The sequence below is a fragment of the Paenibacillus sp. LjRoot56 genome (assembly GCF_964253335.1).
GTDB classification, from domain to species: domain Bacteria; phylum Bacillota; class Bacilli; order Paenibacillales; family NBRC-103111; genus Paenibacillus_E; species Paenibacillus_E allorhizoplanae.
This window is the reverse complement of sequence record NZ_CAXURV020000001.1, coordinates 690,042-714,106: the sequence shown is the minus strand read 5'-3', so window position 1 is coordinate 714,106 and position 24,065 is coordinate 690,042. Positions and strand designations below refer to the sequence as shown.

Sequence of the window (24,065 nt, the reverse complement as noted above, 5' to 3'; positions counted from 1 at the left end):
GCACCTTCCACTCTACATTAGGTTAAAATGACGACATGCTTTCATTGTAGCGAAAGTCTCCCGGTAGAACAAGTGGCGGCAGGCTCCCATGGATATTTCTCTCCACATTAGAAAGTATAAGTTTTCGGCTGCCGAAAACGTCTTTCTAATTGGCGCTAAAACCTTCCTCTTTGAACGCGGTCGCTCATCCTTGAGTTGCCTCGATAGGGGTTTTCTAAACATTTCTTTCACCTCGCAGAAATATTCCCTAGGTTGTCTACATATACATGCTGTAGATGCTTGTTTAGGCGGGGTGAATCTCATGGATATGAATGCTCTATTCAATAGCCGCAAGGTACAGTGGTTTGCTGTCATGCTCCTTGCTGCCGGCGCAGTGTTAATAACGAACACCTTGCTCCCCTCCACACCAAGAGGGACTGTTCCTGTCGTCTCTAAATATGTTCCCCATGTTCAGACACCGGACATGCAGCCTGCAGATAATGGCAAACCGTTAGAAACCTCAACACCACTTAGTTATCGTATTGCTGAATATCACATGAATGTTGCTTACACACCAGAAACCCAACAGCTCCAAGGACAACAAACACTCACATGGGAAAATCCTGGCTCAGTTCCTGTACAAGACATGTATCTTCACCTCTATCCGAATGCGTTCGCTTCGAAGAAAACGACATTTATGCGCGAATCTGGTGGGAAGCTGCGGGACGACGAAGCCAAAGATGAGAGTAGCGGCAGTATGGAACTGCTTTCCGTGAAGTCAGATACGGGTGATGACCTCACCAAGCGGATGTCATTCGTACAACCGGATGACGGCAATAAGGATGACCACACGCTGCTCAAAATACCGTTATCCAAGCCTGTTGGACCTGGGGAAAGTGTAACCATCACAACCGAATTCCTTGTTAAGCTGCCTGCAGCTTTTGCCAGAATGGGGTATGTCGGTGACTTCGTTATGGCTGGTCAATGGTTTCCGAAGGTTGCTGCCTATGAGCGCAAGGGAACTAGGGGACGGGCTGAGCCTGGCTGGGATCTCCACCAATACCACGGAAATTCCGAGTTCTATGCGGATTTCGGCATGTACGATGTGAAAATCCAGGTGCCTGCGAATTACATTGTGGCAGCGACTGGATTTCCTGTTAAACCTGCTGTGACGGACAAAGGTACGAAGACATACCAATTCTATGCCGAGGATGTGCATGACTTCGCCTGGTCAGCCTCTCCTCATTTCGTCTATGTGGAAGAGCCCTTCTCTGCACCACAAGTTCCAGGGGTAAAAATTAAACTGTATCTGGATCCTAATCATCAAGATTTAAAAGATCGTTACATGTATGCAGCCAAAAAAGCACTATCCCGTTACAGTCAGTGGTACGGAACGTATCCGTACTCTACCCTCTCCATCGTCGTCCCCCCTCCTGGTGGGAATGGCGCCGGCGGCATGGAATATCCAACCTTAGTCACCGCATGGGGAGCTAGCGACAAAGATCCAGACTTAGAACTGGAACGCGTCGTCGTCCATGAGATCGGTCACCAATTTTTCTATGGGCTCGTTGCCAGCAATGAATTCGAGGAAGCATGGCTCGACGAAGGCTTCACCTCTTATGCAGAGGATAAAGTGATGGAAGCCGAATACGGTGATGCACCTAATTTGCCTGTCGAATCTAGTTATATCACCTCACCAAATGGACTTCAGAAAGATGCATGGGCTTACACAGGACATGATCAATATGCTGAAAATGTGTACACGCGTGGCAAGCTCGTACTCAAAGCAATTGAGCAGCAAGTCGGCACTAAGACGATGGATCGTATCATGAAATCCTATTTCCAAAAGTGGCAGTTTAAACATCCGTCTACGAATGATTTCCAACAGGTCGTGGAGGAGATTAGTAAATCAGATTGGGATGACTTCTTCAATCAGTATGTCTATGGCAATCTGATGATGGATTACGCGGTCGAAAGTGTCCATGTAAAACCTCAGGGTACCAAGGGATCCGAGACTTATGAGAGCACGGTCCGCATCATTAAGCTTGGCGGCAACTCACCCGAAGTGCCGATTCAGTTCCACTTCGCAGACGGCACGACGCTAGATAAAACATGGGATGGCAAGGAAGGAAGCATTGACTTCAAATTAACACATGCCTCCCCTGTCGACTGGGTGCGAGTCGATCCTAAGTACACACTTATACTCGAAAATAAGCACATCAACAACTTCTATCAAACGCAATTAAATACGAAGTGGCAAATTCGGTGGAATCTCGGTATTATTCAATTCCTGCAAGCCATATTTGGCTCAGTCGCCTGGTAAGGACTTGGCTTACGTCTCATGACAAACTCTGAGCGTATCCTTACGATGCTAGTTTTCTAAAGAAAACTTTAAGGAGGAACCCTCGTTGGCCACCTATATCAAAGCAGGCTTCCGGGCAGCCATGGCGCAGCCCTTTGCCACGATCATTTTATTCCTATATCAGATGGGCTGGGGTATTCTCCTGTATAAGCTCGTACAAGGTATTCTAGTCCCCCTCATGCATCGGTTCCCTGGCGCTGAGCAACCCAAGCAGGCATTGCAGATTTTCCTAGCTGAGGGCCAGTTTCAGTTAATTAAAACAGATCTCAGCTATTCCTATCTATGGTGGCTTGCAATACTACTATGTGCTCGCATGCTGCTGACGCCTCTCTTAAATGGCGGCGTCTACTATTCACTCACTCACGCTCACCAGAATGCGGGATATCGTTTCTTTCGCGGGATGAAGCAGCTCATGCTCCCCTTCCTGCTCGTGTATCTGATTCGTATCGCACTTACGCTTTTCCCACTCATCTGGCTTATTCCCAAAGCCACTTATATTCTAGGGCATAGCAGCTCCTACGAGCAGATCATTATCAAGCTTCTTCCTTGGATACTCAGTTTAATGCTCTACGGTTTTCTCCTGCAGCTTCTGTTTATGCATGTGCAATTCGCCATCGCGGCCAAGCTGGGTATCCTATCTACCATTTTCTCTTTCTTTCGACATTCGCTCCCGATTATCGGACTTGCCATTATCCTATTACTGTTCACAGGACTTTTGGCAGGGGTCACCATCACTGCCACTTACCTATGGGCAGGACTGGTAGCCCTAATCATTTACCAACTGTATCCTCTCTTCCACATTTTCATCCAAATTTGGGGCATTTCTTCCCAATATCAGCTTCTTTCTGCCAAAATATCCAATTAATATCCAGCAAAACAGCGAATAGCTTAAGCGTTCTCCCCTTCTCTTTGAGAAAGGGGTTTTTTTTGTCTATTTTTTGAATAATTACACTTAATTTTTTGCCTATTATGTAACCATAAAAGAGGAAATTCAAACTTTATGACGAAATAAAAGAATTAGCATCAGAAAACCAAATATTTCATGCCGAATTCCTCAGTTTATGGGGAAACGGGGGAACCACTCCGGGTGAATTGATCTTGCAAGACAGGGATCATAGGGAACCTTCAACCGAACCCTCCAGCTAACCTCGTAGGCACCGGAAGGAGACAAGCAGTTGAAGAAAGTTGTTGGTCTTATTTTTAGTCTTGTTTTGTTTTTGAGCGTAAGTGTAGGAAGCGTTTTCGCAGCATCCGATATGGATAAAGCGGTAGACGAGCTTGTTGGAACTCCTTACAGATGGGCAGGAACGACAACCAAAGGATTCGATTGCTCTGGTTTCACGTCCTACTTGTTCGACGAGTTCGGCATCGACCTTCCACACAGCTCTAAATCACAAAACGGTGAAGGCTACTGGGTTGACAAAAGTGATCTTCGTAAGGGCGATCTTGTATTTTTCAACACAGATGGCAGCGGCATCTCTCACGTAGGGATGTACCTCGGTAATGGTGAATTCGTTCACTCCGCTACTAATCAAGGTGTTGTTAAGAATAAGTTGAGCGAATCCTATTATGCGAAGCGGTACGTATCAGCCAGACGTGTTCTATGGGATGATATCTACAATCAACTAACTGCTGAATCCAAGTAATATTCTCGGCACAGAATGAAGCCCTGCAAGCTTTGCTCGTAAGAGCGGTTTGTAGGGCTTCATTCATTTGAACGAGGCTATCGGCGTATACTACAACGTACAAAATAAACGGCTACGCCGTCATTCAAGGACTTCTCACAGTGTTTATGAAGAAATACAGCCAAATTATTATGTTCCGCATATAAATTCTGGTATTTTGAATAATGGCCCCTTGGCCTCGAGGAAGGAAAAGAACGCATGGACAACATACAAGCCCGTACTTCACCCCCATTTCCCGGCATCGTTCGATCCATTGATGAAATTAGAGATATGATTGGAGAGCCGCATCCTGCGGTACAAAATAAAGTAATCAATCAAATTGACGAACACGCCCAAGCGTTCATCGCCAAATCATCTTTATTCTTCTTATCTACATCGGGTGCGAATGGATTGTGTGATGTTTCCCCCCGCGGCGATAGCCCAGGCTTCGTTCGCGTTCTCGATAATCACCGCTTGATTTATCCGGAAAGACTCGGAAATCGTCGCATAGATTCTATGTATAATTTACTCGCCAACCCGCAGGTGGGCCTTATCTTCATCATCCCTGGGGTCGAGACGGTGCTCCGCGTCAACGGACGCGCTTGGCTGACAAATGATGAAGAGCTCCTTGCGACTATGCAGCTTAACGGGAAATCACCGATCGCCGCTGTTGGCGTCGAGGTGCAGGAATGCTTCGTGCACTGCAGTCGCGCCCTTAAACTATCCAAAATTTGGGACACCACAACGTGGGTACCCGAACAGGAACAGCCGGATACTATGGCTATGTTCCGTGCACATCTGGCATTGAACAACATTGCGCTAGAGGAATAAGGATAAGCTAACTAGGCAGCAGCCAAAAAGTGTAACTTGACATGGCATGTTAGCGAGCCTATAATTACGGCATGTCGTTTTCTAGGGTTCCGCGGCGTTTCACCGCCGGCTGGTCCAAGGGAAAACACACAGCAAATATGCTGTGGTCACGGAGGGAGAAAAGCCCGGGAGTCTATCGCAACAGTGCGATATTCCCGGGCTTTTCTCTGTTTATTTTGTGGCACTGACATCGCAAATTCCCACATGAAGGAGTGTTCATTATGGCATGGTTATTTCTAGCTATTGCAGGTGTATTTGAGGTCGTATGGGCCATCTCATTGAAATTTTCCAATGGCTTTACGCGACTTGTCCCGTCAATTGTGACGATTCTAGGTATGATCGTTAGTTTCTATTTCTTAGCTGCAGCAACGAAAACTCTTCCGATCGGAACGGCCTATGCGGCTTGGACCGGCATCGGCGCTGTTGGCGCGATTATCATTGGCACTCTTTTTCTAGATGAACCAATCAGCCTAGTTCGCATCTTGTTTATGGTCTTGATTCTGGTCGGTGTGCTCGGACTAAAATTTACTTCAGGGCACTAGGGGGCATTATTCGCTTACACGCCACTTATCTGCGTGACAACGTTGGCAATCCGGCGCAAGCGTGTCTCTTGTGTCTTCGCGTCCTCGACTTGGCGGACGAATTCTTTGCGCTTGGAGAAAGCGAGGGCTTCAAACCGTTCTACGGCGCCCTCCACTTCCGACAATGCGGATTGAAGATCCGCCGGGACTTCCACCGTTCGAGGGGCAAGATCCAACGCTAACGTCACCTCTACGGGGTCATCCGCCTTCAAGCCGGAGGCTTGTCTATGGGCTTCACTGAGCGGGATGAGGTATTCGCCACTCATGACTGCGATAGTTGTCCGATATGTATAACCGTTTAGGGTTACGGACACGCTGGGCTTTTTGCCTCCCGCTAACGTCGTCATGACCTCTTCGGGAATAGAAATCCCGGTGGCATTCTTATTCTGGGCTTTCATCACAGTCGTATGAAACGTCACACTCATGGTTATGGCCTCCTCTATTTCCGTCTTGAAAGATTGTACCTTTGATTAACTATTTAATTGTGTAGCTCACATACCAGAAGCTGCCCCCCACAAATATGCGCAAATGCTGTGACAAGGGTCGAAAAATGTCATTCAACTCTTCGTAGGTAAAATAGTTCTTAAGTATTTCATGCTTGGAGCCGTCGGCTAGCTCGCGTCTTTTGTAGGTGTCTTCGCTATCCTCATGAGCGATGAGCTCGCCGCCTCTGCCAGGCACATACACATTATCTGCGATAAAAACCTGCGCTCCGCTGCCCAATCGTTCATGGAAACCTTGTAAAAAGCTCTCGATCCGATTCCGCGGAATATGCGAGAACCAGAAGTTCGCTAGCCCGTAATCGAACTCACCACTTATCTCGGAGAGCTCATATGCATCTCCTTCTTTGAAGGTCGCATTCCCCTTCGGCCATGACTTCGACTCCGCGATGCGCAGCACTTCTGGGCGGATGTCTACACCAATAAGCTGCGTCGCCGTTTCTGCGGCAATGTGTGTCCAATAGCCTGTGCCGCAGGCGATTTCCAGCACACGACGTCCCTCCACCTGCTTCTTCAGGATCTCAGACAGTAGCGCCAATTCTTGTTGATACTCCGCATCCTCGCGGTGATAAATCCGTTCATACTCCTCTGCCCGAGCGCCATAGTAGGCTTGCATGCTCATCTTTTCCTGGTCCAGGAGCGTCTGCTTCTCCTTCACTTCGTGCAGGATACGATGTCTCGCCGACAGCAAATCCGCAAAAATCGCGCCACCCTGCGCGGCATAATTCGCGAGCAGCCCCTGCGTCGCCATGACAATTAGCTGTGTCATCGATAGTCCCGTGGCATCCGCCATCTCTTCTAGCTCGGATTTCACTTTCTCAGGCAAATAAACCGAGAGTCGTTTCGTTTTGTCTTGCTTGTCCTCCATGGTTAGTCGCCTCCTTTTTAATGAATTATAACACATAATATGTACCATGTTAACATTAATTATGATGTAATTTTGGATTTCGAATTCATATTTCTTATGTGTTTTAAGTAACATCGCCCTTCTTTGGGTATCCTCAGCCTGTCCTCAGCTTCCACTCAGGAGCACATTGGCATGCCTACACAACTTTAGATGATTTCCTACAGCTAATTTTCTCATTTATGACCATTTATCTAATCTAGATGGAAAAACTCCATCTAATTCCGCCATATTCCCCACGTTCGGATTAAATGCGTGAATTTAGCTGTACTTTTTACAGTTAACTGACCCGAAATGGGAAATACAGCAAAATTAGATGCATAAAATCCATTTATTTTGAATTTCGCTATGGTGCGGGTGCGGGTGCGGGTGCGGGTGCGGGTGCGGGTGCGGGTTTGGGGCAGTTCGAGGCGGGTTCGGGTGGGAACGACATAACTTAAAAGTTGTGAAGGAGATTCTCAGTGAATGCGTTATTACATTGTTGCTGAAGCTCTTACAAAACCAACAAAAAAGCCGAGCCCCACCCTTCGGATGGACGCTCGACTCTGTTACATCAGCTGACGTTCCTCGCCATAGCGGCGCTTGAGCTGATTCAAGAAAAATTGCAATGAAAGGAATAACAACGCAAAGCTTGTCCCGGCGCTGAGTATGATCCACGGGTGCAGACGGATATAGCGTGCGCCGTAAGCGATCAGCGAAAGCCATTCCCCAGAGGTACTGATCGTGATCTGGAAGCCGGCTTCCTCGTCGCCAATCGTCTCTGTACCACCGAGCACGATATTGAATACGGCTAGTTGCCCCAGCAGGAATAGCACCTGCATAAACTCGCTTAAGAAGATGAACATCATTTCATTACGCATCGAAGGGAAAATGTGCCGAAGCGTCCGATGCCAGAACGAACCGCCCATGAGCCGGGATGCTTCAATAAACATTTTGCCACTATAATAGCGTGTCCGATCTGCGATCTGATGTGCCAACGGGAATATGCCAATCAGTGTAATTAAGATGATAAAGGTGATGCTGTACAACAGCTTGTTGTGTGGATCCGCTTTGGCCCCGAGATCGAGCCTTAGCCCGTAATACATCCCCGCGAGCGGCGGATAGAGGAAAATAAATGCCGGCACTGCGGCAACCGCCCACTGTAAAGAGCGGAGCAGCCCTCTTCCCCTGCCCGTCATTCCGCTCCCTAATCCCCAAGGCAACGCCACCGCAAAACGAAGCAAAGTCAGACCGAGCGCCGTGCCTAGTGTGTATTTTAATCCATTCAATAATAAGCTGAGCATGTCGAACCCACGGTGATCGGTTCCAAGCAGGAAAGTGCTATTGGGTGCGTACGGCGGGATTGCGTACCTGGTTTTCCCATCTTCTTGATATTGGATCATGTTGATTTTGTCCTCTGGCGAAATCCCATGCGGCTTCAACCAGGTCCCGAACACCATCACCAGCAGAAATAGCGCCAAGATTGCGATGGATATATAAAAGGCGGTAGATGGACGCTTTCTCATGGTCTAGCCACCTCCTCCGCACGGACCACGAACCGCTTCCGCAGCAGCGCATACAGGATATGAAAAGCCATGGCAACTACTCCAAGCACCACACAGATCGCAGACATTGAAGTAATCCCCTGGTAGATCGGCAGAATGATGAAGCCACCTAAACCTCCAATGCCACAAATCGCCTCTGCAACTGCCATACTAGCAAGGGCCAATGTCGTAGCTCTTGGCAAAATAGCCAACACATCCTCCATCACATTCCTCAGCACATGCGAGAAGAGCACCTCACGCCGCGTCAATCCTTTGGCTAGTGCAGTGACAACGTAATCCTGTCCCAGCTCACGTGCAATGGCGACACGCAGTGTCCCATAGATCGTCACCGACGGAATCAACGCAATCGTCAGAAATGGAATAAGGAATGGCGTTCTGTCACCCACTTGAACGATCAGCAGCACATAGTGACCAAGGAGCTTAGTCGTGTAAATCGCCGCCAATTGAATCAGCACAATCAGAAAAAAGTCTGGTAATCCAACAAGCAGCGCATGAATACCATCCAGCACAATGCCAATTCGCCTTGATATGGACGCCCACAGAGCAACTAGCATACTGAGCAGGATAGCGAGCAGCAAGCCAGGTATGAAATAGGTGCAGGTTTTGAGCAGCATCATAGGAATCGCTGTCGTCATCGCAACTTCCTTACGCGTATAAGGATCACGATATTTCCCAAAATCGCCATGCAAGAAGCCCTTAAGCTGATCTTTGACGGTGTAGCCATAGTAGCGCCACGAAATAATTGGCTTCTCTAGCGGTATGACCGAGGATCGCAGGACACCTTTGATTGTCATGGCTGTGCCTTGGTACTCCCAGAACTTGCCGTAAGGGACTTCTAGCAGACCATTTTTCTCATTCAAAATCTTACTGCCAGGCAGCATCTCACTTAGCTTCTGCATGCTAATGCTCGAATTAACGGTCACTTTGATCTGATCGGGCTGGACGGATAAGAACATTTGCCTAATATTACTCAGCAAAAAAATACCGATCAGCGTGATCGCACCCAGCAATAGCCATCGTCCTATTGACTTCACTCCGTGCCACCTCTTTTATAATTCACCTTAGGTAAAATAATCATTGTATGGTCATAGTTTATCACGAAGGTTTTGGGCAGGACTAGTCTATTCTGTCAAAAAAAGAAAAAGCCTCCACTTCCCCTAACTAACAGGGAGGTGAAAGCTTCTTAAGAACTGAACTGCGCCTGATGCAGGCGGCTGTACACACCTCCGACAGCGATGAGTTCCTCATGCGCGCCTTGCTCGGTGATGCCCTCTTCCGTCACAACGACAATGCGGTCCGCGTTCTTGATCGTCGCGAGTCGATGCGCAATGACAAGCGTCGTGCGGCCCTTCGACAGCTCCGCCAAAGACTGCTGGATCGCCGCTTCGGTCTCGGTATCCAGCGCCGATGTCGCCTCATCTAAGATGAGAATCGGCGGATTCTTCAAGAACATGCGCGCGATCGCGAGGCGCTGCTTCTGCCCGCCGGAGAGCTTGACACCGCGCTCTCCGATCACCGTATCCAGTCCCTTCGGCTGGGACTGGATATAACCTTGCAGCTGCGCGCGCCGCGCAGCGTCCCAGATCTCCTCATCCGTCGCGCCTAGCTTGCCGTACGCAATGTTCTCCCGCATCGTGCCGGAGAACAGGAATACATCCTGCTGCACGATGCCGATTTGACGGCGCAGCGATTCCAGCTCGATATGGCGAATATCGAGACCGTCAATGGCAATGCTGCCCTCGCTGACATCGTAGAAACGAGGCAGCAGGGAGCAGATCGTCGTTTTGCCTGCGCCTGAAGGACCGACGAATGCAACGGTCTCCCCTGCACGAATGGACAGGGAGATGTTATTCAAAACACGAGCCTCGTCCCCATACCCGAAGGACACATTGTTAAATTTGATTTGGCCATCGAGATGATCCACCTTCCGAGCATTCTGATGATTGGCAACCTCCGGCTCGGTGTCGATGACCTCTACATAGCGCTTGAAGCCAGCGATCCCCTTCGGATAGCTTTCAATGACGTTATTAATTTTCTGAATTGGACCTAAGAATACATTCGTCAATAGAACAAAGGCAATGAACTCGCCATAGCTAATTTGCTTATCGATAACAAACCATGTGCCACAGATCAGTACGAATACCGTCACAGAACGCATTAAAATGTAGCTCAAGGAAATGTTCCACGCCATGATTTTATAAGAAGCCAGCTTCGTCAATCGGAATCGGCCATTATTCACCTCGAACAATTTCTTCTCATGAGCTTCGTTCGCGAACGCTTGTACGACACGAATACCGCCGATGTTATCTTCAACTCTTGCATTAATATCCGCGAGATCGCCCATCATGCGACGGAAGGTTTTGGTCATTTTCTGATTAAAATACACGGCAATCCATAGAAGAAACGGAACAATGACGAACGTTAGCAACGCCAACTTCACATTAATTTGCAGCATAAGTATCAGCGCGCCAATCAGTGTCATTACAGCGATAAATAGATCCTCCGGACCATGATGCGCGACCTCGCCGATTTCAAGCAAATCATTCGACATCCGCGACATGAGCTGCCCTGTTTTATTGTTATCATAGAATCGGAAGCTCAGCTTCTGCAGATGAGTGAATAGCTTTTTCCGCATATCCGTTTCAATGTTAATCCCCAGCATGTGACCCCAATAAGTAACGACGAAGTTCAGAAGTGTATTCAGCACATAGACGGCCAACAACCCCACACACGCCCAAATAATCCAAGCCCAATTCCCTGCAGGAAGCAATTTATCGATAACCTGATTGACGGCCAGCGGGAACCCTAGTTCCAGTAACCCAGCTACCACCGCACAAGTGAAATCCAAAATAAATAAGTGCTTATAGGGTCGATAGTATGAAAAAAACCTTCTCAACATGTGTCTATTCCACCTTTCGTATCGTTGACAACCTCCGTGGTCTCGCTCACGTAATGGCTGCAACATTGCCTATTATACCTGAAAACCTCCACAAATAGGCAGTTGTCGGAGGACATGTATCCAATATTTTCATATGAATAGGTATATCTTATCCTGGCTGTGGAGGCATGTCATCATGTTCAACAACTCTATGGATACGCGAACTGCTCTTCGCCTCGCAGCGATGTGCGGTCAAAGTTATACACAACTAGAACAAGGTACAGAAGGCGTTATCTTACCCGCTGCCTATCGTATTGTGACTTCAATCACGGCGAATTCCGCTTTTGGCGGGCGTGAGTTATTTGGCTTTATTGCCGAATCCGATAGTCAAATTGTAATTGTATTTCGGGGCACATCCACTACATCGGACTGGATCTCAGATGCCATTGCTAGACAAACTAATTTCCCCTATGCCAAAGATGGCGGTCTTGTGCACCAGGGGTTTCTGGACATTTACGAATCCGCCCGCAAACAAATTGTAACTGCAATGAGTAAGCTATCCCCTCACAAACAACTCTACCTCACAGGGCATAGTCTCGGCGGCTCGTTGGCTACTTTATGTGCAGCAGATTTGGCAACCAACACAAAGTTTAGAGACCCGTCGGTCTACACTTTCGGTTCGCCCCGTGTCGGCAATACGACATTCGCGGGTCAATTTAACCGTAAAACAGGTCCCCATTATCGCGTGTATAATCGCAATGATATGGTTCCTTCGCTGCCGCCTCTCGTTTACAAATCGCCTCGTACGGGTGACCTCTATCACTATATCCATGTTAAAAAAGCCGTTGAGCTCGACTTTCCGACCGGGTCATTCGCTGGTAATCATGCCGTTAGCAGTTATTTCACAGAGCTGGCTAAGCTCGATCCGAAATATGCGAAGCTCCTCTGCGCCAAGACGCCGGGCTTCTGCCCGAATTGAAAGAGACTATGGGAAGGTCCCCATAGTCTCTTTTTACACATATTTTATCGTATTTCGTGGAATCAATTTCGCTAGATTCCGGCATGCAAAACACCGTGAATGGTGCGATTTCGCTACCTTACACGGTGTTTTGGATTACCTTTTTCTCCTTATTCAAGCTCTGCAAAAAGCGCCGATGACAAATATCGCTCTCCAGTGTCCGGTAGGATGACGACGATCGTCTTCCCTTTATTCTCAGGTCGCTTCGCCAGTTGAACAGCTGCAAAGGTTGCGGCTCCAGACGATATCCCAACGAGAAGTCCCTCGCTTTTGGCTAATTGACGCGCCGTCTCCATCGCCTCTTCATTGCTAACAGTGAGAATTTCGTCCACGATGGCCCGGTTGAAGTTATCCGGTACAAAACCTGCGCCGATCCCTTGGATCTGGTGCACACCACGTGTGCCGCCGGACAGCACGGGGGAACCTGCAGGTTCAACGGCAACAATTTGAACATCGGAATGTCGCTGTTTCAGAATCTCTCCTACACCCGTAATCGTACCACCTGAACCTACGCCTGCTACAAAAATATCAACTTTCCCGCCTGTATCTCGCCAAATCTCTTCTGCGGTGGTCGTACGATGAACCTCAGGATTAGCTGGATTGCTGAACTGCTGCGGGATATAAGAATTGGGCAGCCCAGCAGCTAATTCCTTGGCCTTACGAATGGCACCCTGCATACCTTCCGCAGCTGGTGTGAGGACAAGCTCTGCGCCTAGGGCTCTTACAATTTTGCGGCGCTCCTCACTGAACGAATCCGGTAAAATAATGATCAACCGATAGCCTAAAGCTGCTGCAGCAAAAGCCAGACCTATGCCCGTATTCCCACTCGTCGGCTCGATAATGACGGTATCCTGATTGATTTTCCCCTTGCGTTCTGCATCCTTCAGCATGGCATAGCCAATGCGATCCTTTACGCTGCCCGCCGGATTGAAATACTCCAGCTTCGCGACAATGCGAGCTTCAAGCCCTTGCCTTTTATTGAAATTCCAGAGCTCCAGCAACGGTGTATTTCCGATGAGTTCTGTTAAATTATTATATATTTTGGTCATGGGGAGACCCTCGCTTTCGCAGGTGTAATATTAAACCGATACGTTTAGTGGGATATATTTAAGTATAGCACCTGTTTCGCGGGAAATTAAATCAATAATCCTGATGAAGAAGTATGATATTTTCTTATATTGGGGATTTATTGGATTAGGACGACCCTGAAGCGAACATATGGTACACTTATTTTTAATGATAACTATCATAACTAGAAAGCAAGGGGAATCCACAATGAAACTGGTATCTTGGAATGTAAATGGCTTGAGAGCCTGTGTGAATAAAGGATTTACGGACTATTTTAAAGAGGTGGATGCGGATCTCTTCTGCTTGCAGGAAACAAAGCTGCAAGAGGGGCAAATCGACCTCGATCTAGGTGAGGGATACAAGCAATATTGGAACTATGCGGAGAAAAAAGGATATTCCGGCACGGCTGTTTTCTCGAAAGCAGAGCCCCTTTCTGTCCGATACGGTATCGAAGAAGATTCCGAGCCTGAAGGTCGCATCCTGACCTTAGAGTTCGAGAATTTCTATCTCGTAACGGTGTATACACCGAACGCGAAGCGTGATTTATCTAGACTACCCTATCGGCTAGAGTGGGAAGATCGCTTTCGTGACTATTTGGTCGGATTAGATGCTGTGAAGCCTGTCTTGGTTTGCGGTGATTTGAATGTCGCCCATCACGAGATCGATATAAAAAATGCCAAAGGCAATCATAACAACTCCGGATTCACCCTCGAAGAGCGCGGCAAAATGACGGATTTATTAGCAGCAGGCTTTCTCGATACGTTCCGGCACCTATACCCGGAGAGAACAGATGTGTACTCATGGTGGTCTAATATGCCTGGCGTTCGTGCTCGGAATGTAGGCTGGCGAATTGACTATTTCCTCGCATCAGCACGATTAGCACCGAAGATCACTGAAGCATCTATTGCGTGTGACATTCTAGGGAGCGATCATTGTCCGGTGGTTTTGGAGTTGGATTTAGCCTAGCGAGCTTGGCTGATTCCAATCCCCGACTTAAGGAGGAGCATCCGCTCCGACCTTGGTCGCTTCTGGAAATAACTTCCTAAGTGGTAAGATCGAATCAACAAGAATTCGATGAGCTGTGAGGGATGTAACGTGAAGAGAAACCGAAGAAGACGACGGAATTGGATTTTTGGTATTCTAGCCTTCCTAGCCGTTGGGATCGCGGCTTATGCCTTGTTACTGTATGGCAACCCAGATGATATCAAAGATCAAGGCTTTGTTACCGAGAAAGGTGCCATGCCTGATCTCTGGTATACCGTGCTATGGTTCCACGCGGTTTCTGGCGGCATTGCGCTTGGCATTGGTTGGTTGCAATTTATCAAGAGGATTCGCCTCCGAACACCGAATGTCCATCGCGCAATTGGCTATATGTATGCAACGATGATTACAGTAGCAGGTGTAACCGGTCTTTATATGGCTTATTACACTAGCGGTGGCTTGAGTGCTCAGCTCGGCTTTGGAGCTTTATCTCTCATGTGGTTGTACACGCTTTACCAAAGCCTAAAAAGCATCATTGCTGATCGCAACCCACGCACACACGGTCAATGGATGTTACGAAATTACGCGCTGTCCTGCGCAGCAATCTCTCTCCGTGTTATGACGCCATTAGCAGGTGTGTTCTGGGGCCTCACGGATACGAATGATACGTTCGGTGTCATTGCTTGGATCTGTTGGTTACCGAATTTACTTCTTGCTGAAATGATCATTCGTGCTGGGATTGGCAGAATTTCAAAACCTATAAACGCTTAAATAAGCATGCGGTACATGAACCCCTTCGATTTAGAGAGGGGTTATTTCCTTGTAATCCTCTTGTATACTATAAAAGAAGGAGTGATACGTCCATGCTAGTGATAATGAGGCAAGACATGTTCCATACTTTAGGCGACGAAGCACTTATAGCGGCCTGCTTCCAGCCAATCATCCAAGCTTATAAAGAGATTCAATCGCGAGGTGATGATTTCATCTCAGGGCTATTTCAAGAGCTTTCACCAGGCCAACAGGCCTTGTTCGCCTTCCACGTCTATCATACCCATGCCATCAAATCACAGGCTGATTGCTATTGGTGGAGTGCCTATTTCCTCGCGCAGCCAGCAAAATGGGCGGGCATTCAAAGCGCGCTGCGCTTTTTCAAAGACAGCTCCACGTTGCCTCTTGTCGAACGCATGGAGTCGCTCCTTAGGCAACGAAATCACCCGAGAAATATCACGAATTTTGATATTTCTGCAAGTGATCTCGACCATGATCCTGAGCTGATGTCGGAGGTCAGACCGCTATACGCAGATTTGCTAGATGCTGCAGAGATCACTCATCAAGGTATAGCGACCTACATCCGAAACTATCCTGATGCGTTTGTAATATTACGTTGATTCTGGGTTAGTTAACTGCCGCAAAAAGCGAATGAATATTCCCATCCGGATCAGCGAAGAAGGCCGTTACGTGTCCCCATGACTTCACCTTTGGCTCCATAATCGCCGTAGCCCCTTTGGAGACGTACTCCTCATAAAGAGCGTGCACGTCTTCTGGTGAGTCACATTGAAAATTAAACTCAAAGGCTTGCCCTTTGCGCTCTTCCAAAAACGAAGGATGACCATTCGTATTATCCGCCATTAGGGGAGTCGTGAAAATGGCTAGACGAACGCCGCTATTGTCGAATTCAACATAATCCGCTTCTTCAACCACAATTCGAAAACCTAACACTTCCCGATAAAAACGAGCTAGTCGTACAACATCCTTTGATAATATTGTGATGCCTTCTAATTGAATTCTCATCGTGCAATCCCACCGTTTCTGGTCTATTTCCTAAAATTGTAACACGCAAAACCAAGTGGGATCAAGTGTTCTTATTTTGTGAATCTCCTACTCAGCCAACAGTCCCTTAATAACGGTCCTCATCTGATCTTCCGTTAACGTGCCTACTCGGTTGTAGGCAACCCTCCCCTGCTTATCTACAAAAATCGAAACCGGAATCGACCGGAGTTTGTACGCTTGCGTGACCTTTTTATCAGGATCAAGCATCACACGGAAGGAATAGGGATGTTCTTTCAAATATTCGTTTACCTTATCCTGACTTTCACCGACATCAATAGCCAATATAACGATATTGTCATCTTTGTAATCGTGATAGACCTTCTCCATATCCGGCATTTCTTTGATACACCACTTGCACCAAGTCGCCCAAAAGTTGATATACACGTTCTTGCCTTTCAGATCGCTCAAGGTTACCCGCTGACCATGTAAGTCCGTTACTGTGAAATCAATCGCATTCTCCCGCTCCTGAGCGTTAAGTAATAGCTTCTCGGGCGTTGTAGCCCCCTCTATGCTCTCCGTATTTGGAGCCGCTGGCTGCAAGCTGGAGGTTTCCACTGCTGTTTTTTCACTAATGCTATACGAGCTTGTTAAAAAGGAAAAAGACTGATTTATCATCTCCATCCGATTCGTAAAAACTAGAAGACCCATAAAGATCATGATGACGCCGCTGATGACAGAAAAAATGGGCAGGTATTTGGAAACCTTTTTTAACAATCGGGATAAATGTTCAACTAAAAAGGCTGAAAGCACAAATGGCACCGCCATCCCAAGCGAGTAGACCGTGAGGAGAAGGACTCCCTTCTGAATCGTTTCCATGCTGCCCGCATAGATAAGAATCGTTGAGAGCATCGGACCGATACAAGGTGTCCAGCCCACCGCGAAGGCCATGCCTACCAGGAAGGGACCTGTTTTTTTCACAGATGGACCGCCGGTTAAGAACCTTTTTTCGGAATACAACAGTTTAATCTTAAATATCCCTGTCATATGAAGCCCAAATAGGATGATGACTACACCGCCAATCTGTCTGAAAATGGATAAATTGGACGTAAATAATTTGCTGATCGAGCTTACGGAAATGCCTAAGCCTATAAACACAAGGGAGAACCCCAATATAAAGAATAAGGATTTATAGATGACTTGACTCTTCCCTTTATTTGTAACCAGATCGGTTAAGGACGAGCCTACAATATAGCTGAAATACACAGGAATGAGCGGAAGAACGCAAGGGGATATGAATGAAAGCAGTCCCGCTGAAAATGCCAAGATGAAATCCAAATCGGTTCTCCTCCAATGATCGTTTTAACCCAAATGGGCAAAATGGGCAGCCTTGCGGCTACCCATTTCACCTCTTATTTAAGTAAGTTGTATAACACTTGAGCAGCTTCAGCTCTTGTGGATAGGTTTTGCGGGTTGAGCTTAGCGTTATCCCCTGTAAGGATTCCACTCTCAACAAGGGACCTGAATGCTTCTTGTGCAAATCCTGCGATTTGGTTAGCATCCGTGAAACTAGACAATGTAGCTGCCCCATTCCCTTTTGGGAGCTTATTCAGTACACCTAACGAGCGATGTAATAGTGTGAACAGCTCCTCACGAGAGATGCTTTGATTCGGCGCGAATTGGTTGTCGCCAACACCACCGGCAATGTTTAGACGTTTAGCAGCCGCCAAATAAGGCGTGTAATACGTATTGCCTGCATCCGCGAAATTGTCTTTCGCGTTCTCTTCCGGCGCTATACCGTATGCTTTTAATAGTAGCGTAATGAACTGTCCTCTTGTTAGCTTGTCATTCGGACTGAAATGAGTCTCGTCCGTGCCGCCAGCAATCTTATTAGCTGCTAAGAAGTTAATCGCTTGATTGTGCCATGCTGACTCTGGCACATCTACAAAGGCAGATTTCGTGTACGTGATCACAACATCCGTTGCTGGACTTGGGTTATAGCCATACTTGGCTGCATATCTAACTTGATAAGTGCCTGCCGATAGTCCTGTCGTTTCTGTGGCTTTGGCTGCCGTGTATTTGGTTGTTCCGGAAAGTTTATATTCCAACTGTGCAGTTGTGCCTGTGATTTTGCCATCAAGACTCAACGAAGTTGTTGCTGCTGCAGTGCCTAGCCCAGATGGTGCTGCCGGTTGCTCCAAATTCAAGTCAATGATCGTGGATGGACTTGGCTTGAAGCCAGCTTTAGCTGCAACTCGCACGTAATAAGTACCTTGCGTAAGTCCTGTAAGGGAAGTGCCTGTTACTGGTGCATAAGCTTTGTCTTCTGCCCGTTTGTACTCAAGAGCTGTAGACGTACCGCTGATTTGACCATCTTTGCTCGTGTCTGACTTCGGAGCTTTCCCTGTCAGTCCTGTTGGAGCCGCTTGTTCAGCCGCACCTTGCAGTTCTGAGAAGGCACGATCTAGCGCCTCGATGTAGTTATTGTAATTGACACCTTTTTTCCCGTTTAATTCATAGTCAGGTTGAATATCTTTCCACGTGTACATTAACTCAACATGATCAAGAATTGGGGCCGGTTTGCCTTGTGCATCTTTATGATCTTTATTGTAAATAAAGAAGTAAGGGACTTGCAGCTTGTTTGCTACATGTTCAACCCCGTTTGCATCCTTGTAGCTGACATTATTGCTTGCTTTCGCATAAAGAGTTTCGATATTCGTTAAATATGTATTAACCAGATCTACGTAACGATCGGAAAATAGAGCACCAGTTGCACGGATTTGAAGGAAATTGCTGCTATCCGTTCCTACAGGCACATCTGGTGTCCCGCCAATACCTCCATCCAGCTTCGTATCCCAGTTGTACACTTTGGTTACATTGTATTTCTTGGCATATTCGTTGACATACTTCGCAACTGCCCGTGTATTAGGGCACCAAGAGCATCCGAATAGGAAAACATAGTTCCCTTCGCTTTTCAACACACCATTAAGCTCGTCATAGGTTACTGGATCAAGCACGATGTCTTTATCCGCTTCGCCAAAAATCGTTTCTCCCGCGAATTCGTTATAGGAGGATGCAATATAGTTGTTGTTGTTTTGATCGGCTTGTAAGCCTGCTTTCAGGTTAGCTGGAACCGCATCAAATGCCGCGCTGACTTTGGCTTTATACGCATCCACTTTGGCCTTATCCACAACACCATTGGTTAAAAGTGCGTCGATTCCCTCTACCGAAGAAATAATCGGTGCATTGGCAGCGCCATTTTTGTTATTTTTGTTGTACACAAACAGGAATGGAGTTTGAATCTTTTGAGCTGTCCCTGTTAAGGTTTTGGTAACGAGATTAGGCGCTTTGCCTGACGTTACATCATTGCTGTACGTGACACTTTCCGAACCCTTGATTTGTGTGCTGAGATTGGTTAAATACTTATTAACCAGATCGACATAACGTCTCGAGATTGGATTGTTGGCGGAGTCTGCGATATCCGTAGCAGGGTTTGCACCATCTAATCGCGTATCAAAGTTATAGACGGACTTGATTCCCTTCGCTTGTGCTACCTCATTAATGTATCCTACAACGGCTTGTGTATCTTTACTCCAAGCACCGCCGAAGAGGAAAACATAGGTTCCTTCGGAGTCTAGCAAATAATCAAGTTCATGATAGGTTGTTGTTTTAAAAACGTTCTTATCGTCAACAAGATTATCATATTTTTGGTTGAAATAACTGGTATAAGTGCTGTTGATTGGGGCTGATGACGCTGCGGCGCTTGCTTGGTTCGTATGTAAAAAAGGTAAAACGAGCGTAGCAGCCAGGAGCAGCGTTAATGCTTTATTAGTTGTCGATGATTTAGTCATGGTATTCTCCTCTGTGTTAGTTTCGTTAGCTTATTGCTCTAATTAGCAACCCTCTTCTTCGATGTCGCAGTTCTCTTCATCTTGAGCAGCAGGCGCAGGAGTTGCAGCTGCTTTGGCAGGCACCGGTGTAGCTGCTGGCTTCACTTGAGCAGGCTGTGGATTCTCAGCCACGGCAGCTTTGGGCTCTTCTTTCTTCACTGGTTCAGCTGTTGGTTTAGGCTCTTCCGCTTTTGTGACGACTTCTGATTTTTTCGTTTCAGTCGCAGTAGTTACTGCCGCTGTCTTAACTTCAGGTGCTTTCGTATTCACGGCAGTGGTTGCCGCAGTGTTCGTTGTAGGAGCAGTTGTGGCTGCTGGTGTTGCAGCAGCAGTTTGCGTCTGTGTAACTTCCACAGCTGGTGTTGCAGCTGCTTGCGGCTTAGTTTCAGCAACTGCGGCTACCGCAGCTTGAGGTGGAGTCTCCACTTTCGGTGTTGCTGATGGAGCTTGCGTTGTTGTCACAACAGCCGTCGTTCCATTATTATCTGTGCTCTTCGAAGCGGATACGGTGACCGCATAGATGACAATAAGTACAGCAATCGCTGCGAGTATTGCCAATAATTTAAATTTTGATAGTCCAATGTTAGCCATGTTTGAACATCCCTTTCCATTTGAGGTTTAATTCCTTGCAATTGCCATCATGCCGACTTGCTTCTTCGCTGTCACCCTCCTTGTGGTTGTTTAGAAGATAAAAAAAAAGAGACACAACGAAGAGCAATTACATCTGCTCCTGTTGAATCTCTGGCTGTCCAGTAGATCATGTTCGATATCTGTTGAGATGCATACGACATGTGTGAATCTCAATGTAAACCTATCTTAAATGGCATGGAGATATCTGTCAATGATTTTTTAAATAATTCCTATAGGTTTTATCGGAATTGACAAATCCCCCCTGTAAATGCGGCTGCGGCCACCTAATTCTGCCACCTCATTAACTGGAAAAGCTCCATCTATTTTGACGTCAAACTGCTAATTATCCGCAATAGATGGAACGAACAGTTAATTCTTCGCATTCTTCCGTTTATGACATCTGGCCTTGAAATTAACTGTGCTTTTTACAGCTAATTGAACAAAAGTGCTTATTCGGGCGAAATTAACTGTATGTTATCCAGTTAGTGGCTCCAAGCTCACGATGCTGTGGCTCACGCTTTCTAATAAGGCAGCTCGCGTCCCTCCAAGTAAGCCTTCAAATTGTCCAACGACATCGCATACCCCTCTTCGGTCGGCTTCGCCTGCTCTTGGGTCTCATAGCCCGTCTCCGTGATCGTCACACGTGTGCCGTCACCTTCCTCCACCGTGAGAAATGTCGTGATCATCTCCGAATCTGGTACACTAAACTCCCAACGCAACGCGAAGCGTTGCTGAGGTTCAACTTTCTCGATGATGGCTCGCAAGCTAACAACCTCCGTCCCCGCGTGGTACTCATTCGGTGAATGGTGAAAGTAAACCTCAGCCCCCGGCGCAAGCTCCAAGACGTCCCATGGCGAGCCTGGTGAGTACCACTCCGTAAGCTGCTCGCCTTCCGTCACCGCTTGCCATGCGCGTTGCAACGAAGCCTGAATCCAAATACTTTGGACGACTGTAAACTGTTCCATACCAACCTCTCCTACCTATAAATTCTGCTCAGTGACCCCCGTCGCAGGGTCAAACGTCAGCATTTTCGTGCCGATTTTATCAATAAAGAACCGATCGTGACTTACTGTAATCACCGCACCAGGGAAATGAATCAACGCCTGCTCCATGACTTGAATGCTCATGAGATCGAGATGGTTCGTCGGCTCATCCAAGATGATGACCGCGGCGCCGGAGAGGAGACACTTCGCTAGCGCGACCCGTGCCTTCTGACCACCGGACAAGTTACCAATAAACTTGCTAAGGTCCATCTCCGAAAATTGCAGCATGGCGAGGAATTTGTTCACCTTTTTCCGCGGCGCATCCAGTCCGAGGCCGTACGTATTCACCGCATGGCTAACGGTATCCTTCGGATTAAGCTCTTCCCACATTCGGTTAAAATACGCGTAGCTGACGCCTTTCTCCCAGATCACCTCGCCGGACTCCGGCTTCTCCTGTCCCGTAAGCACCTTGATGAGCGTGGATTTCCCGCTTCCGTTCGGGCCTACGATGACTAGGCGGTCTTCCTTTTGAATATCGAAGCTGACATTCTGAAAGATGGTCCGATCCTCGTAGGTCTGACCGATTCCTTTCACCTCGCACAGCTTGTCCGGAAACCGCAGGCGCTCATAAATATCTGTGATCAGTACATTGACGGGGTGGGGTTCGATCCGTTTCTTGTTATCTGCGAGCTGACGCGAGAGACGGTCCTTGGACATTTTCTTGCTGGCGCGGCTTTCGATAGCCTCTGACTCCATGAGGAGCAGCTCTTCTTCCCACTCAAATTGGCGGTCGAGCTCTTTTTTGCGCATCTTCTTTTTGCGGATATAGTCGGTATAATTCCCCTCATAATCCTGAAAGCGATAGTTCTCGATCTCGATCACTTGCGTGACGACCTTGTCAATAAATTCCCGGTCATGAGAAATCAGAATCATCGCGCCTTTAAACCGATACAGCCACTGCTCCAACCAAGCGATCCCTTCGATATCTAAGTAATTGGTCGGCTCGTCCAGCAGGACAACGTCAGGTTGCTCTATGAGCATTTTGGCAAGCGCCGCACGATTTCTCCAGCCCCCGGACAATTCATCGACAGGCTGATGCCGCGACCGCTCATTAAACCCAAGCTTCGTTAGAACGGTGTTGATCTCTACAGAAACGTTCCATCCGTCCAAATGTTCCATTTGCTCAAATAGCTCAGCTTGCCTCGTCAGCAGCTTATCCATCTCTCCGTCATCCGTGACCATACCGAGCTTCTCACCAACTTCCTGCAACTCGCGTTCGATCAACGCAACCTGCTCAAAGCACATTTCCAACTCTTGCTGAACGGACAAGCTTCCGGTCATTTCCGAGAATTGCGAGAAATACCCTATTTTAACCAGAGGATCAACTTCTACTTTGCCTGATGTGGGCTCTTCTTTCCCCATGATCAGTCTAAAAACCGTCGATTTCCCCGCACCATTCCGTCCAATTAAGCCAATTCGCTCACCTTGACCCACCTTAAAATAAATATCGCGAAAAATCATCGCGTCCTCATATTTCTTCGTAACGTTCTCCAAACGAATTACACTCATGGCTATCCCCTTTGACCTGCATCATTCATTTCTAGGCTGATTATATCATGTTTGCGTTCACGACATTTTTAATTAAATGGTGTATTGTACAGTTGACTTAATGTATAGTATAAGTTACATTGTGTATATAATATTATACTAAAGGTAAAAATGAACATACAGGAGGCATGGAAGAAATGTCCTATCAAGAGAAAAAGCATATCGTCTCATTTATAAGCACGGTGTTCATTTTTGGTTTTTATTGTTGGTATATCTTTCAAAAGGTTCAGGATACGAATATGGATACGACGGAAACTCTCCGCTTTTGGGCCGCAGCTATCTTAATCTTAATCCCGGTATCCATTGTAGCTAAAATCATTATTGCTATCATTTTCAATATCATTTATCGCATTACGACCAAAGAAGTGGAGCCTTCTTTCTCCGATGAACTCGACAAACTCATTGATTTGAAAGCGACAAGAAATTCGCACTATGTGTTTACGCTTGGCTTTCTTCTGGCCATGGGATCACTGGTGTTGGATATGACGCCTACCACGATGTTCATCATTCTGATCTTCTCAGGTTTTTTGTCAGAAATGGCCAGTGTGTTCACAACGCTCTATCATTATCGGAAAGGAGTTTAAGATGGGCAAAAGTTTGATCAGCAATCACATAAGGAAATTACGATTTAATCAGGATGAAATGACGCAACAGCAGTTGGCAGATAAAGTTGGAGTAACCAGACAAACCATCGTCGCCCTCGAACAGGGCAAATACTCCCCTTCTTTGGAATTGGCATTTCGTATTTCACGAGTCTTTAAGTTACCGTTGGAGGATGTTTTCTTTATCGAGGATGAGCAGGTGTGAGAAAGATCAATTTCTATCCAGGAGGGGTTCC

The 24,065-nt window shown here is 47.1% G+C and carries 23 protein-coding genes and 2 riboswitches; of the genes, 11 read left to right on the top strand and 12 right to left on the bottom strand.

All coding sequences use genetic code 11. The features are described from left to right. The first annotated feature begins 307 nt into the window (after positions 1-307). The 5 genes from ACSQ8O_RS03150 to sugE all read left to right on the top strand — a co-directional run bounded on the left by ACSQ8O_RS03150 (position 308) and on the right by sugE (position 5,417). Positions 308-2,302, top strand: a complete 1,995-nt coding sequence (locus ACSQ8O_RS03150; RefSeq protein ID WP_436241933.1) for a M1 family metallopeptidase — start codon at positions 308-310, stop codon at positions 2,300-2,302. 85 nt (positions 2,303-2,387) lie between these two features. Next, entirely contained in the window at positions 2,388-3,206 is an 819-nt protein-coding gene (locus ACSQ8O_RS03145) for a hypothetical protein (RefSeq protein ID WP_436240446.1), read from the top strand. A 168-nt stretch (positions 3,207-3,374) separates the two neighbouring features. Further along, positions 3,375-3,513: riboswitch (cyclic di-AMP (ydaO/yuaA leader) on the top strand. A 3-nt stretch (positions 3,514-3,516) separates the two neighbouring features. Beyond that, positions 3,517-3,987: a C40 family peptidase gene (locus tag ACSQ8O_RS03140; protein ID WP_436239124.1), complete on the top strand. Its 471-nt coding sequence runs from the start codon at positions 3,517-3,519 to the stop codon at positions 3,985-3,987. Positions 3,988-4,224: 237 nt separating this feature from the next. Next, positions 4,225-4,836 (top strand): MSMEG_1061 family FMN-dependent PPOX-type flavoprotein, encoded by a 612-nt coding sequence (locus ACSQ8O_RS03135; protein WP_436240445.1) that lies wholly within the window; start codon positions 4,225-4,227, stop codon positions 4,834-4,836. A 70-nt stretch (positions 4,837-4,906) separates the two neighbouring features. Continuing rightward, a riboswitch (guanidine-I (ykkC/yxkD leader) is annotated at positions 4,907-5,009 on the top strand. Between the two features lie 87 nt (positions 5,010-5,096). Beyond that, a complete protein-coding gene (gene sugE / locus ACSQ8O_RS03130) occupies positions 5,097-5,417 on the top strand; it encodes a quaternary ammonium compound efflux SMR transporter SugE (RefSeq protein ID WP_056622008.1) in 321 nt (106 codons plus the stop codon). Between the two features lie 14 nt (positions 5,418-5,431). Here sugE and ACSQ8O_RS03125 read toward each other — a convergent pair whose 3' ends face one another. The 5 genes from ACSQ8O_RS03125 to ACSQ8O_RS03105 all read right to left on the bottom strand — a co-directional run bounded on the left by ACSQ8O_RS03125 (position 5,432) and on the right by ACSQ8O_RS03105 (position 11,303). After that, a complete protein-coding gene (locus ACSQ8O_RS03125) occupies positions 5,432-5,881 on the bottom strand; it encodes a YdeI/OmpD-associated family protein (protein WP_436240444.1) in 450 nt (149 codons plus the stop codon). A 49-nt stretch (positions 5,882-5,930) separates the two neighbouring features. Continuing rightward, positions 5,931-6,824, bottom strand: coding sequence for a methyltransferase domain-containing protein (locus tag ACSQ8O_RS03120; protein ID WP_436240443.1), 894 nt, complete (start codon positions 6,822-6,824; stop codon positions 5,931-5,933). Positions 6,825-7,408: 584 nt separating this feature from the next. Further along, on the bottom strand, positions 7,409-8,365 hold the full coding sequence (locus tag ACSQ8O_RS03115) for an ABC transporter permease subunit (RefSeq protein WP_436240442.1): 957 nt from the start codon (positions 8,363-8,365) through the stop codon (positions 7,409-7,411). Beyond that, positions 8,362-9,438: an ABC transporter permease subunit gene (locus ACSQ8O_RS03110; protein WP_436240441.1), complete on the bottom strand. Its 1,077-nt coding sequence runs from the start codon at positions 9,436-9,438 to the stop codon at positions 8,362-8,364. The genes ACSQ8O_RS03115 and ACSQ8O_RS03110 overlap by 4 nt, the downstream gene beginning before the upstream one ends. A gap of 149 nt (positions 9,439-9,587) precedes the next feature. Further along, the gene (locus ACSQ8O_RS03105; protein ID WP_436240440.1) at positions 9,588-11,303 is read right to left on the bottom strand and encodes an ABC transporter ATP-binding protein; all 1,716 of its coding nucleotides are present in this window, start codon (positions 11,301-11,303) and stop codon (positions 9,588-9,590) included. Between the two features lie 175 nt (positions 11,304-11,478). Between ACSQ8O_RS03105 and ACSQ8O_RS03100 the strand changes: the two genes are divergently transcribed. Continuing rightward, the gene (locus ACSQ8O_RS03100; protein WP_236290887.1) at positions 11,479-12,261 is read left to right on the top strand and encodes a lipase family protein; all 783 of its coding nucleotides are present in this window, start codon (positions 11,479-11,481) and stop codon (positions 12,259-12,261) included. Positions 12,262-12,410: 149 nt separating this feature from the next. Here ACSQ8O_RS03100 and cysK read toward each other — a convergent pair whose 3' ends face one another. Next, a complete protein-coding gene (cysK, locus tag ACSQ8O_RS03095) occupies positions 12,411-13,349 on the bottom strand; it encodes a cysteine synthase A (RefSeq protein WP_436240439.1) in 939 nt (312 codons plus the stop codon). Positions 13,350-13,575: 226 nt separating this feature from the next. Here cysK and ACSQ8O_RS03090 point away from each other — a divergent pair, with 226 nt between their 5' ends. From ACSQ8O_RS03090 to ACSQ8O_RS03080, 3 genes are all read left to right on the top strand, one after another. After that, on the top strand, positions 13,576-14,334 hold the full coding sequence (locus tag ACSQ8O_RS03090) for an exodeoxyribonuclease III (protein WP_436240438.1): 759 nt from the start codon (positions 13,576-13,578) through the stop codon (positions 14,332-14,334). Between the two features lie 129 nt (positions 14,335-14,463). Next, complete coding sequence (locus tag ACSQ8O_RS03085; protein ID WP_436240437.1) at positions 14,464-15,120, top strand: DUF2306 domain-containing protein; 657 nt, start codon at positions 14,464-14,466, stop codon at positions 15,118-15,120. 92 nt (positions 15,121-15,212) lie between these two features. Beyond that, complete coding sequence (locus ACSQ8O_RS03080; protein WP_436240436.1) at positions 15,213-15,737, top strand: hypothetical protein; 525 nt, start codon at positions 15,213-15,215, stop codon at positions 15,735-15,737. Between the two features lie 7 nt (positions 15,738-15,744). Here the strand turns inward: ACSQ8O_RS03080 and ACSQ8O_RS03075 are convergent, their stop codons facing one another. The 6 genes from ACSQ8O_RS03075 to ACSQ8O_RS03050 all read right to left on the bottom strand — a co-directional run bounded on the left by ACSQ8O_RS03075 (position 15,745) and on the right by ACSQ8O_RS03050 (position 23,188). Then, positions 15,745-16,140 carry a VOC family protein gene (locus ACSQ8O_RS03075; protein WP_436240435.1) on the bottom strand — a complete coding sequence of 132 codons (396 nt, stop codon included), beginning with the start codon at positions 16,138-16,140 and terminating at the stop codon, positions 15,745-15,747. 87 nt (positions 16,141-16,227) lie between these two features. Beyond that, entirely contained in the window at positions 16,228-17,454 is a 1,227-nt protein-coding gene (locus ACSQ8O_RS03070; protein ID WP_436240434.1) for a redoxin domain-containing protein, read from the bottom strand. 74 nt (positions 17,455-17,528) lie between these two features. After that, complete coding sequence (locus ACSQ8O_RS03065) at positions 17,529-19,967, bottom strand: S-layer homology domain-containing protein (protein ID WP_436240433.1); 2,439 nt, start codon at positions 19,965-19,967, stop codon at positions 17,529-17,531. Positions 19,968-20,009: 42 nt separating this feature from the next. Then, the gene (locus ACSQ8O_RS03060) at positions 20,010-20,597 is read right to left on the bottom strand and encodes a hypothetical protein (RefSeq protein ID WP_436240432.1); all 588 of its coding nucleotides are present in this window, start codon (positions 20,595-20,597) and stop codon (positions 20,010-20,012) included. 560 nt (positions 20,598-21,157) lie between these two features. After that, on the bottom strand, positions 21,158-21,601 hold the full coding sequence (locus ACSQ8O_RS03055; RefSeq protein WP_436240431.1) for an SRPBCC family protein: 444 nt from the start codon (positions 21,599-21,601) through the stop codon (positions 21,158-21,160). Between the two features lie 15 nt (positions 21,602-21,616). Beyond that, positions 21,617-23,188, bottom strand: a complete 1,572-nt coding sequence (locus tag ACSQ8O_RS03050) for an ABC-F family ATP-binding cassette domain-containing protein (RefSeq protein WP_436240430.1) — start codon at positions 23,186-23,188, stop codon at positions 21,617-21,619. 176 nt (positions 23,189-23,364) lie between these two features. Between ACSQ8O_RS03050 and ACSQ8O_RS03045 the strand changes: the two genes are divergently transcribed. Next, positions 23,365-23,811: a hypothetical protein gene (locus ACSQ8O_RS03045; RefSeq protein ID WP_436240429.1), complete on the top strand. Its 447-nt coding sequence runs from the start codon at positions 23,365-23,367 to the stop codon at positions 23,809-23,811. A gap of 1 nt (position 23,812) precedes the next feature. After that, entirely contained in the window at positions 23,813-24,034 is a 222-nt protein-coding gene (locus tag ACSQ8O_RS03040; RefSeq protein ID WP_056622054.1) for a helix-turn-helix transcriptional regulator, read from the top strand. Positions 24,035-24,065: the final 31 nt, after the last annotated feature.